Here is a 13,899-nt window from a genome sequence, read left to right on the forward strand (position 1 = left end):
ATGGCAATGTCACACGCTGGCGCTAGTGGCCTGCGTGGGGCGAATGGCGGGAGTAGAGAAATGTTCATTCGCAGCGAAAGGCTGTTCCTGAGGCCCGGATGGCCCGAGGACTGGCAGGAATTGCTGGCCCGGATTGATGACGAAGCCGTGATCAAAAATCTGGCCAAAGCACCGTGGCCCTATACCGCCGACGATGCGCGCTATTTTGCCAGCAAGGAGCAGGACAAGCGCCTGCCGCACTTCTTTGTGACGCTGCCGACCAGCAGCGCACCAGCACAGCTGATCGGGTGTGTCGGTTTGGCCGAAGTTGATGGAGAGGTTGAGCTGGGCTATTGGTTCGCTCGTGATCATTGGGGCAAGGGCTATGCCAGCGAGGCTTCCCGCGCAGTGATCGGTCTGGCTCGCACACTGGGCCACCAGCGCTTGATAGCGGGCCATTTCGTTGACAATCCGGCATCGGGCCGGGTGCTTCGCAAGGTTGGTTTCAAACCTACTGGGCAGATCCGCCAACGCTACAGCTTGGCCCGCGGGCACGATGTCCAATCGATCGAGCACGCAATGGAACTGGCCGCGCCGAGCAATTGCGATGGGCCGATGGGCCGGCGCGTGGCGTAAATAACAAGATCCTCTCCATTTGTGGCATTCGCCAAAAATGGAGAGGACATGGTTACTGACCCAACACCGCGTCCGGAAATTCGCTGTCAGCTTTGCCAATCAGCGCCCGGTCATCATGGTTCCAGGGGTGGAAGCCGGGCATGAAATAGGCGAACCATGCGGGGACAATCTTGCGCAGCACACCGGGGGTGCCCAGCAGGTACCAGGCCAGCTTGGCTTTGATCTTCCAGCCTGTAAGCCCGTCCTGCGCCAGCAGTTCCAGTGTGTCCTTCCAGCGGTTGCGGATAAAATTCTGCGTGATGACCAGCATCATCAGGCTCTTGATTCTGTAACGGCGCCAGGTGCTCCAATCGCGGGTGGCGTGCATGAACGTATCGAAGGCAACGCCCTTGTGCTCGATCTCTTCGATTGCATGCCAGCGCCACAGCGCCACCGTTTCGGCATCGCCGCCGGCAAAATGTTTCGGATTGGCCAGAAATTCGTGGGCCATCATTGCGGTGTAGTGTTCCAGCGCCATGGTTGCGCACAGGTTGACGATCGCCGGGCGTTTGCGGATTTCCTGCATCAGCTCTTCGATCCGGGCGTCAATCCTGGCGATATCGTATCCGGCGTCCTGGGCTGCCTTGTTGAGCACAATGTGTTCGCGCGTGTGGTTGATTTCCTGCTTCACGAAAGCCCGAATTTCAGCGTCAAGCTTGGCCGGAACGCCTTCGCGGTGCGCCTTGACCGCCTCGATGAACATCGCCTCGCCGCGCGGAAAGGTGGCGGAAAGGGCATTGTGCCAGGCGGTGGCAATCGGATCGTTGTTCAGCCACCAGCGCGGCGGCGCCTGATCGCGGCCAAAGCGGCGATCGCGCACAACAATCTCAAGATCTGTCGGGGTAGGAACAGCCTTGCCGGCCAGGGCAATGGGTTCTACGTCGAGGGGGAATTTGGTGGGGGCGTTCATAGGCCGCTATTTAAGGCAACTTACACTGATGTCAATAAGGAAACGCCTCACCCAGGAAGAGAGCCGCACCGTGGCGCTGGAAGCCGCGCGTGCGCTGCTGATCGAATTGGGCCCGCAAGCGGTGACGCTGAAGGCTGTAGCTTCGCGAATTGGCCGCACCCATGCCAATTTGCTGCACCATTTCGGATCGGCCGCAGGCCTGCAAAAGGAGCTGGCACAGCATCTTGCTGTCACTATTTGCGCCACGATCGAAGATGCCGTTCTGGCGACCCGCGCTGGTGAGGGATCTCCGCGCGATGTGGTTGATCTGACGTTCGATGCTTTTGACAAGGAAGGCGGCGGCGCGCTGGCCACCTGGATGCTGATGAACGGCAACGAGGATGCGCTTGATCCGCTGCTTGAGGTGATCCACGAATTGGTGGACGATCTGGGTGAGCACGATAGCGGCAAGATGCACGATGTGACGCATGCGCTGTGTCTGATGGCGCTGGGCGATGCCTTGATGGGCGGCCCGTTGGCGCAATCGCTGGGCCTGCCGCGAACGGCCGCGCGCGATATGGCGGAAAAGATGCTGATTGAGGGGGCGATCGCCGCGGGGATTACAGTCGCGGATCAGACTTCAAGCTGAAGCCAACCCGGCCGCCACGCCGCGCGAATTTCCTCCACCCGCAAATGATCCACTGCCAGGCCCAGTTCGGGATAGGCCGCGCGTTGTCGTTTGGGATCACTATCGTTCAGCGCAACCACCATCAGCCGCCGGTTCACCTTTTGCCGCCAGTTCATCCGGGCGGTGTTTTCCTGGCCAACGTAGCAGCCCTTGGTGAAGCTGACCCCGTTTAGCTCAGCCGCGTTGCATTCAAGCCAAAGCAGTTCAGAAAGTTCGGCCTGGCCTTCGCAGATGCCCTGGGAAAGCCGCGCGGCAAGCCATTGATCATCAGCGGTTTCACCGTCTGGATCACCCAGCCAGCGCTGCCCAAGCGCTGCCAGCCTTGGATCCGGTGAGGGGCCACTTGCGGCCTGCCAGTGCACCGCAACTGCCGGATCCACGGCAATCGCAATCCGGCGGCGCAAGCGGTAAAGCGAGAGCCGCTTCACCAGCGCCTCGGCCTGGCTCGCCTCGCAATCGATCAGCAGATCGGCGCCGTCATCCCAGATCAGAAAATCAAACAGCACCTTGCCTTGCGGGTTAAGCAGCGCTGCCCAGACGGGTAGCAAGCCGGCGACATCGTTGGTCACCAAGCCCTGTATAAACCCGCGCACGTCTTCATCGCCCTCCGCAGGGGAAATGCGGATCACGGTGCGGGCAGCAAGGCGGGTTGCGGTCATCAGTGTCTAAGTGGGCGCTGCTGCGGCTGCTGGCAACCGCCGATCAAAACTCTGTGGTGATCCAACCCTGAACGTTGCGCTGGATGTTATAGCCATAGACGCTGCTGCCGTAGGGGATCAGTACGTAGGCATCGAATACGTTGTAGATCCCGACTTTGGCGGTGAAATCCTGCCCGGCCAGTTTGAACCGATAACGCCCGCCAAATCCGAACCGGGTGCCGCCCGGTGCATAGACCGAATTGTCGATCGTGGCATAGGTGCCGCTATCATGGTTCACGTAAGCATCGAGGGTAAGTTTCGGCGCAAACGGCGGGGTCCAATTGATGTTGAAACGGGTGCGCAGCCGAGGTTGCCCAACCGGGCGCAGGCCGACCGGCTGGGCGATCAGCGGCGAGGCCACAACCTGCGGATCCAGCCAAACCCCGCCAGCCACAATCCGCACGTTTTTGGTTGGATTGGTGGTCAGGCTGAATTCGATCCCGCGATTGGTAACCCGGCCCAACTCGCCAAAATGGTTCGCACTGTCGATATCGATATAGGGCTTGGAGATATTGAAGAACCCGGCGATCAATGTGGTGTCCTTGATCGGGGTCCAGCGCAGCCCAAAATCGTATTGCCGGGTGCGGCTGGCCGGCAGAACCTCGTTGGCGTTGCTCGAATAGCCGGGGGCTGATCCCGAATCCTCAAGGCCTCTAACAAAGCTGCCGTACAAGGTCAGCCTGGGGGTGACGGTCAGTGCGGCGCTGAAATAGGGCAGGTTGGCATCGGTGGACCCGCGCGCAGCTGGGCTAAGGGGGGCTTCAACGCGTTTGGAATAATGGGTCCGCAGCAGCCCGGCGGTAAGCTCGCCTATGCCCTTCCACTTGAAGCTGTACGAAAGGCCGCCGCTTAGTTGGCGGGTGAAATCCCCGGTTAGAGGGCCGAACGCGAAGTTGGGTCTAGGGGGCTGGATTTCCTCATTCAATCCGGCCGTGCCCAGATCGATCAGTTCGCCGCCGCCATAACCCGAATCGATCGATCGGCCGCGCAGCGTCAATGTGATCAGATGCTGGCGCGGGCCATCGCCCAGGCGGCGCGATAGCCGCGCCTCGCCGCTCCACGATGCCGAATTGTTCGCTGGTGAGGCAAAGATCTGTCGCTGGGTGGTGGCATCGGGTTCAACGAAGGCCAGGCTGGTAAACCCGCCGGTGCTCGAAAAGCTGGAACGGAACAGCCCGGTGCGGACTGTCCAATCGCCAAGATTGGCATGGCCGACCAGGCCGAATGTGTTCGATTCTGCGTTCGATTGCGCCCAGCGCGGCCCGCCAAAAGTGCCGCGCTTGGGGCGCTGCGGCAGGAAATTGCCATTCGCGATGTAAATCAGCGACGCGGTTTCATCATTGTTTTCCTGATGATTGGCAAAGGCCAGCAATTCCACCCTTGGCGCCGGCCGCCACCGCAGCACGGTGCCGGCGTTCATTCCGGTAGAACCTCCGCCATTGGAATAGTGGTTATCAAAAAGTCCGACCCCGGCGGAAAGCGATAGCGTCTTGCCGGCCAGGGGCAACTGCACATCGAGTTCTGCCCCGCGCGCGCCAAAGCTGTCATAAGACAGGAATGGTGTGGCGCTGGCCTGCTCGCCCGCTTTCTTGAGCGTAAGATCAACCACCCCGGTTGGCGCCGGGAAGGCATAGCCCTGCGCTGCGGTGCCAACCTTGATGGCTGATCCTTCGATTACCCGGCCGCCCAATCCGCCCTGGATATCGAAATACATACCTTCCATCCGGTAGTTGCCAGCGCTGCCTGGAGAAAAGCCGCGTACGTTGCCCTCGTCATAGACCCCGATCTGGTCGTGCCCGGTAGAGGTGCCGAAAGCATCCTCAGCGCTTTCCACGGCATTTTCGGCGTCTTGCGCAAATGCTGCTGCGGGACTGAAAAAGAGCGCCGCACAAGCAACCCCGTGGCGCAGGAATGCGCGATTTCTCATGAGCTTCTCCCCACCTCGTGGAATTGGTGTGTTGCGGCTGTAACACAACTATTGGATCGGTCTTGGACGGGTCGATGGATGGGCTTGCGCGCCCGACGAATGACCTGCGCCGCCATCTGTGCCATGGGCGTTGCATGACGAATCGCCTGATAATCCCGCGCCCCGATGATTGGCATGTCCATTTGCGCGACGGCGCCGTGTTGGCGGGCGTGGCGGTGCATACTGCCCGCCAGTTTGCCCGGGCGATCGTGATGCCCAACCTGCCCACGCCGATCACCACAGTAGCAGCTGCGCTCGCCTATCGCAGCCGGATCATCGCCGCATTGCCGGCCGGCGCCCAGTTCACCCCGCTGATGACTTGCTATCTGACCGACGGGATCGATCCCGATGAACTGGCGCGTGGCCAGGCTGAAGGCGTATTCACTGCAGCCAAGCTATACCCAGCACATGCCACAACCGGATCGGCCCATGGCGTCACCGATGTGCGCAATATCTATTCGGCGTTGGAGCGGATGCAGGATCTGGGCCTGCCGCTGCTGGTTCATGGAGAGGTGACTGACCCGGCGGTGGATATCTTTGACCGCGAAGCCGTGTTCATCGATTCTGTGATGACCGCGCTGGTCAGCGATTTCCCCGCGCTTAAAGTGGTATTCGAGCATATCACCACGCAAGATGCAGCCGATTTCGTGCTGGAAGCCCCCGGCACTGTTGCGGCCACGGTTACACCGCAACATTTGCAGATCAACCGCAACGCGATGTTTGCTGGCGGGATCCGGCCGCACGCCTATTGCCTGCCCGTTGCCAAACGCGAGGTGCACCGGCTGGCGCTGCGCAGAGCGGCAACCTCTGGCAATGCCAAATTTTTCCTCGGCACGGATAGCGCGCCGCATGCTGTTGCGGCAAAGGAGGCAGCCTGCGGTTGTGCCGGTATTTTCAACGCACCCAATGCGCTGGAATGTTATGCTGAAGTGTTCAGCGAAGAAGGCGCGCTGGACCGGTTTGAGGCATTTGCCAGCCGCAATGGCCCGGCTTTCTATGGCCTGCCGGTCAATGCTGAAACAATCACGCTGGAGCGCGGCGAAACGGTGGTGCCCGATTTGATCGACGCAAACGGCACACCAGTGGTGCCCTACCGCGCTGGCGAGGTATTAGGCTGGCGCTTGCTGGGCTGAACGCGAACGCATCAGGATATCCCAGACGAAGACGGCAATTGCGCACCAGATCATCACGAAGCAGGCCAATTGGCTGGGCCTTAGCGGTTCACCGAACACAGTAACGCCCAGCACGAAAACGATTGTAGGCGCGAAAAACTGGGTCATTCCAAGGGTCGAATAATCCATCCGCCGGGCTGCTGCGGCAAACAGCAGCAGCGGGATCCCGGTCATGGCGCCAGAAAAGGCCAGCAGCGCAGATGATCCGGCATCGCGGCCCATTGCGATGCCTTGCGGACCTTGGGCATACCACCATACGGTTAGCAGCGCTGGCACCAGCAGGATCAGCGTTTCTATGGTCAGCCCGGGTAGCGATTCGACTGGCGCCAATTTGCGGACCAGCCCGTAGGCGCAAAAAGTGACTGCAAGTGACAGGCTGATCCACAGCATCTCACGCGCGTCCCAGGCCAGCAACGAAACCCCCAGCGCGGCCAGCGCCACCGCGATCCATTGGCCGCGGGTCAATCGCTCGCCAAGAAACAGCGTTCCGGCAAAAACATTGGCAAGCGGGTTGATGTAATAGCCCAGACTGGCCGCCAGGACCTGGCCCGATTGCACTGCGGCGACATAGATCGTCCAGTTGATCGCAACCAGCAGTGCGCTGAGCGCCAGAAGTGCCAAAACTCGGCGGTTCCGGACCGCACTGCCAAGCGCCGCGAATTGTCGCAACGTCAGCAAAAAGAACAGGCAAACCGGGATTGTGCAGATTACCCGCCAGGCGATGAATTCATAGGCCGGAACCCAGCGCACCAGCAGCAAATAGAGCGGCATAACGCCCCAGATCGTATAAGCGGTGATCGCCATAATCAGACCGGCGTGGCGGTGCGAGGCATAGGTTGCGGGCATGGCAGCGGGGCTAGCGGCGCATCAGCATGCGGGCAAGAGCCGCAGTTGCGAGCCCTGTTCAGAAGCGCCGATTATGGCCTGGATTGCGATCGATCGCACCATTGCGCTTGGCAAGCCAGTATCTTGTGCCCATGTAACTGACCATGTCTGCCTGGCTTGGTCTGGCTGGTTTTCAAGGGGCCTGAAGTGTTGAAGCTGGTTTATCTGTTCCCGGTCGCGCTGTTGGCCTTGGCCGCCTGTTCAGACAGTAAGAGCAACAATGCGCAGGCCAGCCGCGATCCGGTGGTGGCTGACGCGGTGAACGATCCGATCATGGCCGATCCCGATCTTGCCGCGCAAAGCCGCGGCGGATCGGCGCTGACCGGCGGCGGCCCTGCCAGTGCGCAAATTCCTGGGTTCAAGAACACGCCAGAAGAAAAGGCTGCCGCGCTTAATGCCGCAGCAGCGCTGTTCGGCGGCAAGATCGATCCGGCTCCGGTGGCGCAGCAAACCAAGGAAAAGTCACAATTGGCTGGCGCGGAAACGGTTATGGCAACGGCTGAGGCCAGCGGGCTGGGCCGCGGCGCATGCCTGAACAGCTTCCAGTTTTCGGCGATCTGGGCGGCGCGGCTGCCGGCCATGTTGCCGATCTATCCGCGCGGCCATACGATGGTGGCCGGCGGCAGCGATGCGCCGGGTTGCAAGCTGCGTTCGATCCGGTTCGTTACCGTGGTGGCGGTTAGCGATGTTGTGGATTTTTATTCCGCCAGTGCAGCCAAAGCCAAGCTGCCGGTTCAGCGCCGCCGCGAGGGCGCCGATGAAGTGGTGGCCGGGACCAGTGGCAAGCAAGGATATGGCGTTTATGCCCGCCAGCGCGCTGACGGGTTGACCGAGGTCGATCTGATAACCTCTGAGCTTTGAGCTAGTCTTCGCGCAGGCCCACACCGATCAATGCGCGCGGCTGATCCATTTCGGTTGAGGCAACCGGATAGGCGCAATAATCGGCTGCATAATAGGCACTGGGACGATGATTGCCCGAAAGGCCAACCCCGCCAAACGGAGCGCCAGAGCTGGCTCCGTTGGTCGGCCGGTTCCAGTTGATGACCCCGGCCCGGACATTGGCCCAGAACCGGTTGTAATCCTGCGGGCTGCCGCCCACCAATGATGCCGACAGGCCAAACCGGGTGTTGTTCGCTTCAGCGATCGCCTCGTCAAAATCGTCTACCCGGACAATCTGCAGCAAAGGCCCGAACAGTTCGACATCGGGTCGGTCTTTTACCCCGGTGACATCAATGATCGCGGGCGAAAGGAATGGCAGCTTATCATCGGTGCGGACCATGTGCTTGATCGCCTTGCCGCCATGGCTGAGCAGATAAAGGAAGCTCTCGGTCAGCCCATCGGCGGCGGCATTGTCAATCACCGGGCCCATGAACGGGGCGGGATCATCAAACGGCGCACCAACGATAATCCGGTCTGCCAGCCGCTTAACTTCGGCAATTACGGCATCATACATCGATGCCTTGATAATCAGCCGGCGTCCGGCGGTGCAGCGCTGGCCCGCGCTGGTGAATGCCGATTGCACAACAAGCGCGGCGGCATCGGTGATCTTGGGCGTATCCCAGACCACGATTGGATTATTGCCGCCCATTTCCAGCGCCACGATCTTGTCTGGCCGGACAGCCAACCGGCGATTGATCGCAATTCCGGTGTGGGCCGATCCGGTAAACAGGATCCCGTCGATCCCTTCATGGCCAACCAGCGCCTGACCTTCTTCCGGTCCACCAATCAGCAGTTGGACAACGGCCGCGGAAATGCCGGCCCGATGGAAACAGCGAACCAGCAGCTCTGCCGTGGCCGGGGTTTTTTCCGAAGGCTTGAAAACAATCGCATTGCCCGCAATCAGCGCCGGAACGATGTGTCCGTTGGGCAGATGCGCGGGGAAATTGTACGGCCCCAGAACGGCCATCACGCCATGCGGCTTGTGCCGCAGCGAAGCGGTGCCCTGCAAGGCATTGTCAAGCTTGCGCTGGGCCGTGCGTTCAGCGTAGGCGCGGATTGAAATCTCGACCTTGTTGACCACACTTTCAACTTCGGTGCGGGCTTCCCACAGGGGCTTGCCGGTTTCGCGCGCGATTACGGTAGCCAGTTCTTCGGAGGATTTGCGCACTTCGTTGGCGAAGCGGCGCATAAGCTCGATCCGATTGGCCAGTGGCTGTGCGGCCCATGCGGGCCAGGCCCGGCGCGACCGATCGACGATATCATCGACGTTACCATGCTTGCCGCGCCACAGCTCGGCCCCGGTTGCTGGTTCAAACGATACTAGTACTGGAGAGCTCAAGTGATGTCCCCGCCCGCGATTGCCCGCATGTGTTGGTTGCAGTTTGGCCCTTAGCCTTAGAGCAGGAAAATGCAAAGCCTTGCTTAATTTAACAGAAATCGATTTTGCGGCACCTGGCGTGGCCAGTCTTGGGGCTGCAAGCGATACTTGCGCCGGGGCGGCCATCCAGTAAGGAAGTTCTCGCAAGATGACCAGTTCGCCCGCCTTTGTTCCCCTGCCAGCTGAAAGCGGGTTTTCCGATCAGTTCTGGACCAGTCGTGATGGCCTTAGGCTGCACTACCGCGACTATCCCGGTGCGGCAGACCGTCCTGCGCTGTTGTGCCTGCCGGGGCTGACCAGAAACGCTCGCGATTTCAGTGATCTTGCAAGTAGACTTGCCGGAAACTGGCGGGTTGTCTGCCCCGATTTGCGGGGCCGCGGCGATAGTGCTTATGCCAAGGATCCTGCCAGCTACAACCCGCTGCAGTATGTTGAGGATCTGGGGCTGCTGTTTGAACAGGCCAGGATCGATCGGTTCGTTTCGATCGGCACATCGCTGGGCGGGCTGTTGACCATGTTGATGGCCCTGACCATGCCTGAACGGATTGCCGGCGCTGTGCTCAACGATGTTGGGCCGGAAATCTCCCCCGATGGGCTTGAACGGATTCGCGGCTATGTGGGGCAGGGCCGCAGCTTCCCAACCTGGATGCATGCGGCTCGCGCGCTTGAGGAAAACCAGGGACCGGTCTTTCCGAATTTTGCAATCGGAGAGTGGTTGAGCGTTGCCAAACGCAGCATGGTAGTGGGCAGCAACGGCCGGATCGTGTTTGATTATGATATGCGTATCGCCGAACCGTTGTCGCAGCCCGGCGGGGAAGGCGGGGTTGATCTGTGGCCCGCGCTGAACGCGCTCAATGGCCGCCCGGTTACCCTGCTGCGTGGCGAGCTTTCGGATGTCCTGGCCAAAACGGTGCTAGGCAAGATGGCCAAGGCGTTGCCCGATGCTGAAGCCGTCACCGTGCCGCGCGTTGGCCATGCGCCGATGCTGAACGAACCAGAAGCCGCCGCGGCGATAGATCGGCTGCTGGCCCGCATTGCATGAAGCCGCTTCGGGTCCTGCATCTTCACTCAAGTTTCTCACCCGGCGGTAAGGAACTGCGCGCGGCCAAGCTGATGAATGCATTTGGCCCCGGGATCGACCATGTGCTGATCAGTGGGGTTCAGGGCCAATTGGGCGCGGCGGCGGCGATCAATTCGCAGGTGTCGGTGCAATACCCTTGTGATTTTCCCGCGCTTTCGGGCCGGCCCACGCCTTGGCGATTGTTCCATCTGGCCAAGGCGATGCGCGGGTTTGATCTGGTGCTGACGTACAATTGGGGCGCGATGGATGCGGTTGCGGCCCATCGGTTCTATCGGGCCGGCCTGGGCCTTGCGCCGCTGGTCCACCATGAGGATGGTTTCAACCAGGATGAAATAGGCCGGCTTAATCCGCGCCGAAATTTGTTTCGGCGCATTGCCCTGGGCGGCGCATCGGCGCTGGTGGTGCCATCGCGCCGGCTTGAGGGCATTGCCGGCGATGCCTGGCGGGTTCCGGCACGCAGGCTGGTTCGGATCGCGAATGGGATCGATCTTGCCGCCTATGGCACGGTGGCGGCGCCTGATGCTGTGCCTGGTCTGATCAAAAAGCCCGGCGATTTGTGGCTTGGAACGCTTGCCGGGCTGCGCGCGATCAAGAATCTGCCGCGGCTGGTCCGGGCCTTTGCCGCGATGCCGGCGGCGTGGCAGTTGGTTATCGTAGGAGAAGGTCCAGAGCGCGGCGCGATCCTTGCCGAAGCCCAGCGGCTGGGCGTGGCCGAACGGGTGCATCTGCCCGGATTTGCCAGTGATCCGGCCCGGGTTCTGGGCCTGTTCGATCTGTTCGCGCTGTCATCTGATAGCGAGCAATTCCCGATATCGGTGGTTGAAGCCATGGCTGGCGGGCTGGCTGTGGTCAGCCCGGCGGTTGGCGATGTTGCTGGCATGGTTGCAAGTGAAAATGCCGATTGGATTGTTCCGACTAGCGATGATGCCGCATTGGGCCGGGCCTTGGCCGATGCCGCCGCCGATCCGACGCAGCGCGCGGCCATCGGGGCTGCCAACCGCGATCGGGCCCGGCGCGATTATGACGAAGCCAGCATGATTGCGGCCTACCGCGCGGTCTATGGCGCGGCCATGGGCAAGGCGAATTTTCCCTGAACTATCCCGTTCACCCGCGCTTCAGCGGGGCATAGCCACAAGATGCGCGTTGAAAAGGCCAGCCACTTCGCTAAACACCGCCGCAATCCTCAATCAGCCACCAAAAGGCAGTACCCTTGGCCAGCGAACCTCCGAAAAATCCTCCCGCTCCATCCAAGTCCGCAGAACGCGATGCGGCGCAGCAGGACGGATTCCTGCGCGAGGTTGATGAAGCGCTGCGTGAAGAACAGATGGTCGATGCGGTTAAACGCTGGGCCAAGCCCGTGGGCGCGGCGATTGTAATCGGGCTGGTGGCCATGGGCGGCTACATGGTCTGGGACAATTCCAAGAAGCAGGCCGCTGGTGAAATCAGCGAAAAAGTCATCCTGGCGCTCGACAAGGTCGATGCCGGCCAGCTTGATGGCGCGGCCAAGGATCTTTCAGCTTTGTCCGGGCAGGGCAGCGACGGCAATCGCGCGGTAGTGGCGATGAGCCTGGCCGCAATCGCGCAGGAACAGGGCAAATCTGAAGAAGCAGCGAAGAAATTCGCCGCAATCGCTGCTGATACCAGCATGCCCAAGGTGTTCCGTGATCTGGCTACAATTCGCGAAGTTTCGATCCGCTATGATGCGATGAAGCCCGAAGATGTGATCGCCAAGCTCAAGCCGCTGGCTGTGCCGGGCAATGCCTTTTTTGGCAGTGCCGGCGAACTGCTTGGCATGGCCTATCTTGATGCCGGAAAGCCTGAACTGGCCGGCCCCCTGTTTGCCCAGATCGGCAATGACAAGAACGTACCGGAATCGCTGCGCAAGCGTACCCGGCAGATCGCCAGCGGCCTCGGCTTTGATGGCGGCGATGACGTGCCGAGCGATAGCCCCGGCGATCCATCAGGCGCGGCCAAAGATGCCGCCGCCGCCACTGCCAAGCAATAATGGCCCAAGCCAAGGAATATCAGATGCATTCGATTTTGCGTAACCGCCGTCTTGCTGCTCCGCTGGTTCTGGCCTTGGCGCTTGGCCTTGCCGGGTGCGGTGCGATTGGCGGCAAGAAAAAGACTGTCGCAACCCCCACCGTGGGCAACCGGATTCCAATCCTTGTGCAGGTGGATACCAGCGCCAAGATCGATCCAGCGCTGGCCAACGTGGCGGTAATCGTTCCGCCTGCCACAGAAAACGCCGATTGGGCCCAGGCTGGCGGCACGGCCAACAAAAGTTATGGCAACCTGGCCCTGGCTGCGGCCCCGCAAAAGGTCTGGAGCGCCCGGATATCCGGCTCGACCAAGCGCCAGCGTCTGGCCGCAGCGCCGGTGATTGGCGGCGGGCAGCTGTTTGTGATGGATACCGACGGTATTGTTCATGCGTTCGATGCCAAGACCGGCGCGCAAAAGTGGACTGCCACGTTCAAGATCAAGGGTGATGGCTCAAACTCGGTCTATGGCGGCGGGGTCAGTTATTCGAACGAGCGGGTTTACGTTACCACCGGGGTGGGCGAAGTGGCCGCGCTTGAAGCCGCTGATGGCAAACAGGTCTGGAAGGTAAAGCCTTCGGGTCCGCTGCGCGGATCGCCATCAATTGCGTTCAATTCGATTTTCGTGATGACCCAGTCCAACCAGATTATCGCACTGAACGCGGATGATGGCGCGCAGATCTGGAATGCAGCGGCGTCTGTCGGGCAGACCGGCGTTTTTGGCGTGGCGGCGCCTGCTGCTGGACAAGGCACTGTTATTGCTGGATTTTCTACCGGTGAACTGATCGCCTATCGCTATGAAAACGGCCGCGAAGTTTGGTCTGATGCGCTGGCGCGGACATCGCTTTCAACCTCGGTTGGGGTGCTGACCGATATCGATGCCGATCCGATCATCGATCGGGGCAGGGTTTATGCGCTGGGCCAGGGCGGGCGCATGGCTGCCTATGAACTGGTTACCGGGCAGCGGATCTGGGAGCTTAACCTTGCCGGGATATCAACCCCCTCGGTCGCCGGAGACTGGATTTTCACGCTGACGGATGATGGCCGCCTGCTGTGCATCGCGCGGGCCACCGGCAAGATTCGCTGGCTGACCCAGCTTGATACCTTCGGCAACATGAAAAAGAAGAAATCGCCGATCTTCTGGTCGGGCCCGGTTCTGGCGGGCGACCGGTTGTGGTTCGTTAACTCGCAAGGGCAGGTTTTCTCGGCAGCAGCAGCCGATGGCCAGCCCTCCAAGGTGACGACATTGGGCGCTCCGATCAGTTTGGCTCCGGTTGTGGCCGGATCGATGCTGTATGTATTGGATGACAGCGGACAGATTACCGCGTTCAAGTGATCGAACGGCGTTACCCGGGTCTTAGAGCGTGAAGACATGACATTGTACCATCCTGACGGAGCCGATTTTGGTTTGTGGGGAGGCGCAAGGAGTGAGCGATGCCATAGCATCGTGATCGACGAGCAACGCTGTCCACAGGCCAAAATCGGCCCGCCCGAAGGGTTGCGGTGGGGG

General features: G+C 60.8%; 13 protein-coding genes. 8 read left to right on the forward strand and 5 right to left on the reverse strand.

Going from position 1 to position 13,899, the window contains the following annotated elements; genetic code table 11:
* Positions 1-60 precede the first annotated feature (60 nt).
* Positions 61-615, forward strand: coding sequence for a GNAT family N-acetyltransferase (locus ABL914_RS06470; RefSeq protein ID WP_391562346.1), 555 nt, complete (start codon positions 61-63; stop codon positions 613-615).
* A 52-nt stretch (positions 616-667) separates the two neighbouring features.
* Here ABL914_RS06470 and ABL914_RS06475 read toward each other — a convergent pair whose 3' ends face one another.
* Positions 668-1,564, reverse strand: coding sequence for a metal-dependent hydrolase (locus ABL914_RS06475; RefSeq protein ID WP_391562347.1), 897 nt, complete (start codon positions 1,562-1,564; stop codon positions 668-670).
* Between the two features lie 28 nt (positions 1,565-1,592).
* Here ABL914_RS06475 and ABL914_RS06480 point away from each other — a divergent pair, with 28 nt between their 5' ends.
* Positions 1,593-2,192 (forward strand): TetR/AcrR family transcriptional regulator, encoded by a 600-nt coding sequence (locus ABL914_RS06480; RefSeq protein ID WP_391562348.1) that lies wholly within the window; start codon positions 1,593-1,595, stop codon positions 2,190-2,192.
* Here the strand turns inward: ABL914_RS06480 and ABL914_RS06485 are convergent.
* Both ABL914_RS06485 and ABL914_RS06490 read right to left on the reverse strand, forming a co-directional pair.
* Positions 2,177-2,890, reverse strand: a complete 714-nt coding sequence (locus ABL914_RS06485; protein ID WP_391562349.1) for a YgfZ/GcvT domain-containing protein — start codon at positions 2,888-2,890, stop codon at positions 2,177-2,179. The genes ABL914_RS06480 and ABL914_RS06485 overlap by 16 nt on opposite strands.
* A gap of 43 nt (positions 2,891-2,933) precedes the next feature.
* Positions 2,934-4,856, reverse strand: coding sequence for a hypothetical protein (locus tag ABL914_RS06490; protein WP_391562350.1), 1,923 nt, complete (start codon positions 4,854-4,856; stop codon positions 2,934-2,936).
* Between the two features lie 134 nt (positions 4,857-4,990).
* On the opposite strand from ABL914_RS06490, the gene pyrC reads away from it, so the two are divergent.
* Positions 4,991-6,028, forward strand: a complete 1,038-nt coding sequence (gene pyrC, locus ABL914_RS06495; protein ID WP_391562351.1) for a dihydroorotase — start codon at positions 4,991-4,993, stop codon at positions 6,026-6,028.
* On the opposite strand, the gene rarD is transcribed toward pyrC, so the two are convergent.
* Positions 6,005-6,913 carry an EamA family transporter RarD gene (gene rarD, locus ABL914_RS06500; protein WP_391562352.1) on the reverse strand — a complete coding sequence of 303 codons (909 nt, stop codon included), beginning with the start codon at positions 6,911-6,913 and terminating at the stop codon, positions 6,005-6,007. The two genes, pyrC and rarD, sit on opposite strands and share 24 nt — an antisense overlap.
* Positions 6,914-7,099: 186 nt before the next feature.
* Between rarD and ABL914_RS06505 the strand changes: the two genes are divergently transcribed.
* Positions 7,100-7,813, forward strand: a complete 714-nt coding sequence (locus tag ABL914_RS06505) for a hypothetical protein (RefSeq protein ID WP_391562353.1) — start codon at positions 7,100-7,102, stop codon at positions 7,811-7,813.
* Between the two features lies 1 nt (position 7,814).
* Here the strand turns inward: ABL914_RS06505 and astD are convergent, their stop codons facing one another.
* Positions 7,815-9,230 carry a succinylglutamate-semialdehyde dehydrogenase gene (gene astD, locus ABL914_RS06510; protein WP_391562354.1) on the reverse strand — a complete coding sequence of 472 codons (1,416 nt, stop codon included), beginning with the start codon at positions 9,228-9,230 and terminating at the stop codon, positions 7,815-7,817.
* 187 nt (positions 9,231-9,417) lie between these two features.
* Between astD and ABL914_RS06515 the strand changes: the two genes are divergently transcribed.
* The 4 genes from ABL914_RS06515 (at position 9,418) to ABL914_RS06530 (ending at position 13,725) form a co-directional block, all read left to right on the forward strand.
* Positions 9,418-10,311 carry an alpha/beta fold hydrolase gene (locus tag ABL914_RS06515; RefSeq protein ID WP_391562355.1) on the forward strand — a complete coding sequence of 298 codons (894 nt, stop codon included), beginning with the start codon at positions 9,418-9,420 and terminating at the stop codon, positions 10,309-10,311.
* Positions 10,308-11,444, forward strand: coding sequence for a glycosyltransferase family 4 protein (locus ABL914_RS06520; protein WP_391562356.1), 1,137 nt, complete (start codon positions 10,308-10,310; stop codon positions 11,442-11,444). The genes ABL914_RS06515 and ABL914_RS06520 overlap by 4 nt, the downstream gene beginning before the upstream one ends.
* A 116-nt stretch (positions 11,445-11,560) precedes the next feature.
* Entirely contained in the window at positions 11,561-12,355 is a 795-nt protein-coding gene (locus ABL914_RS06525; protein ID WP_391562357.1) for a tetratricopeptide repeat protein, read from the forward strand.
* Positions 12,356-12,378: 23 nt separating this feature from the next.
* On the forward strand, positions 12,379-13,725 hold the full coding sequence (locus ABL914_RS06530) for a PQQ-binding-like beta-propeller repeat protein (protein ID WP_391562358.1): 1,347 nt from the start codon (positions 12,379-12,381) through the stop codon (positions 13,723-13,725).
* The last annotated feature ends 174 nt before the right edge of the window (positions 13,726-13,899 follow it).

The sequence above is a fragment of the Novosphingobium sp. genome, from assembly GCF_040079535.1.
GTDB lineage: Bacteria > Pseudomonadota > Alphaproteobacteria > Sphingomonadales > Sphingomonadaceae > Novosphingobium.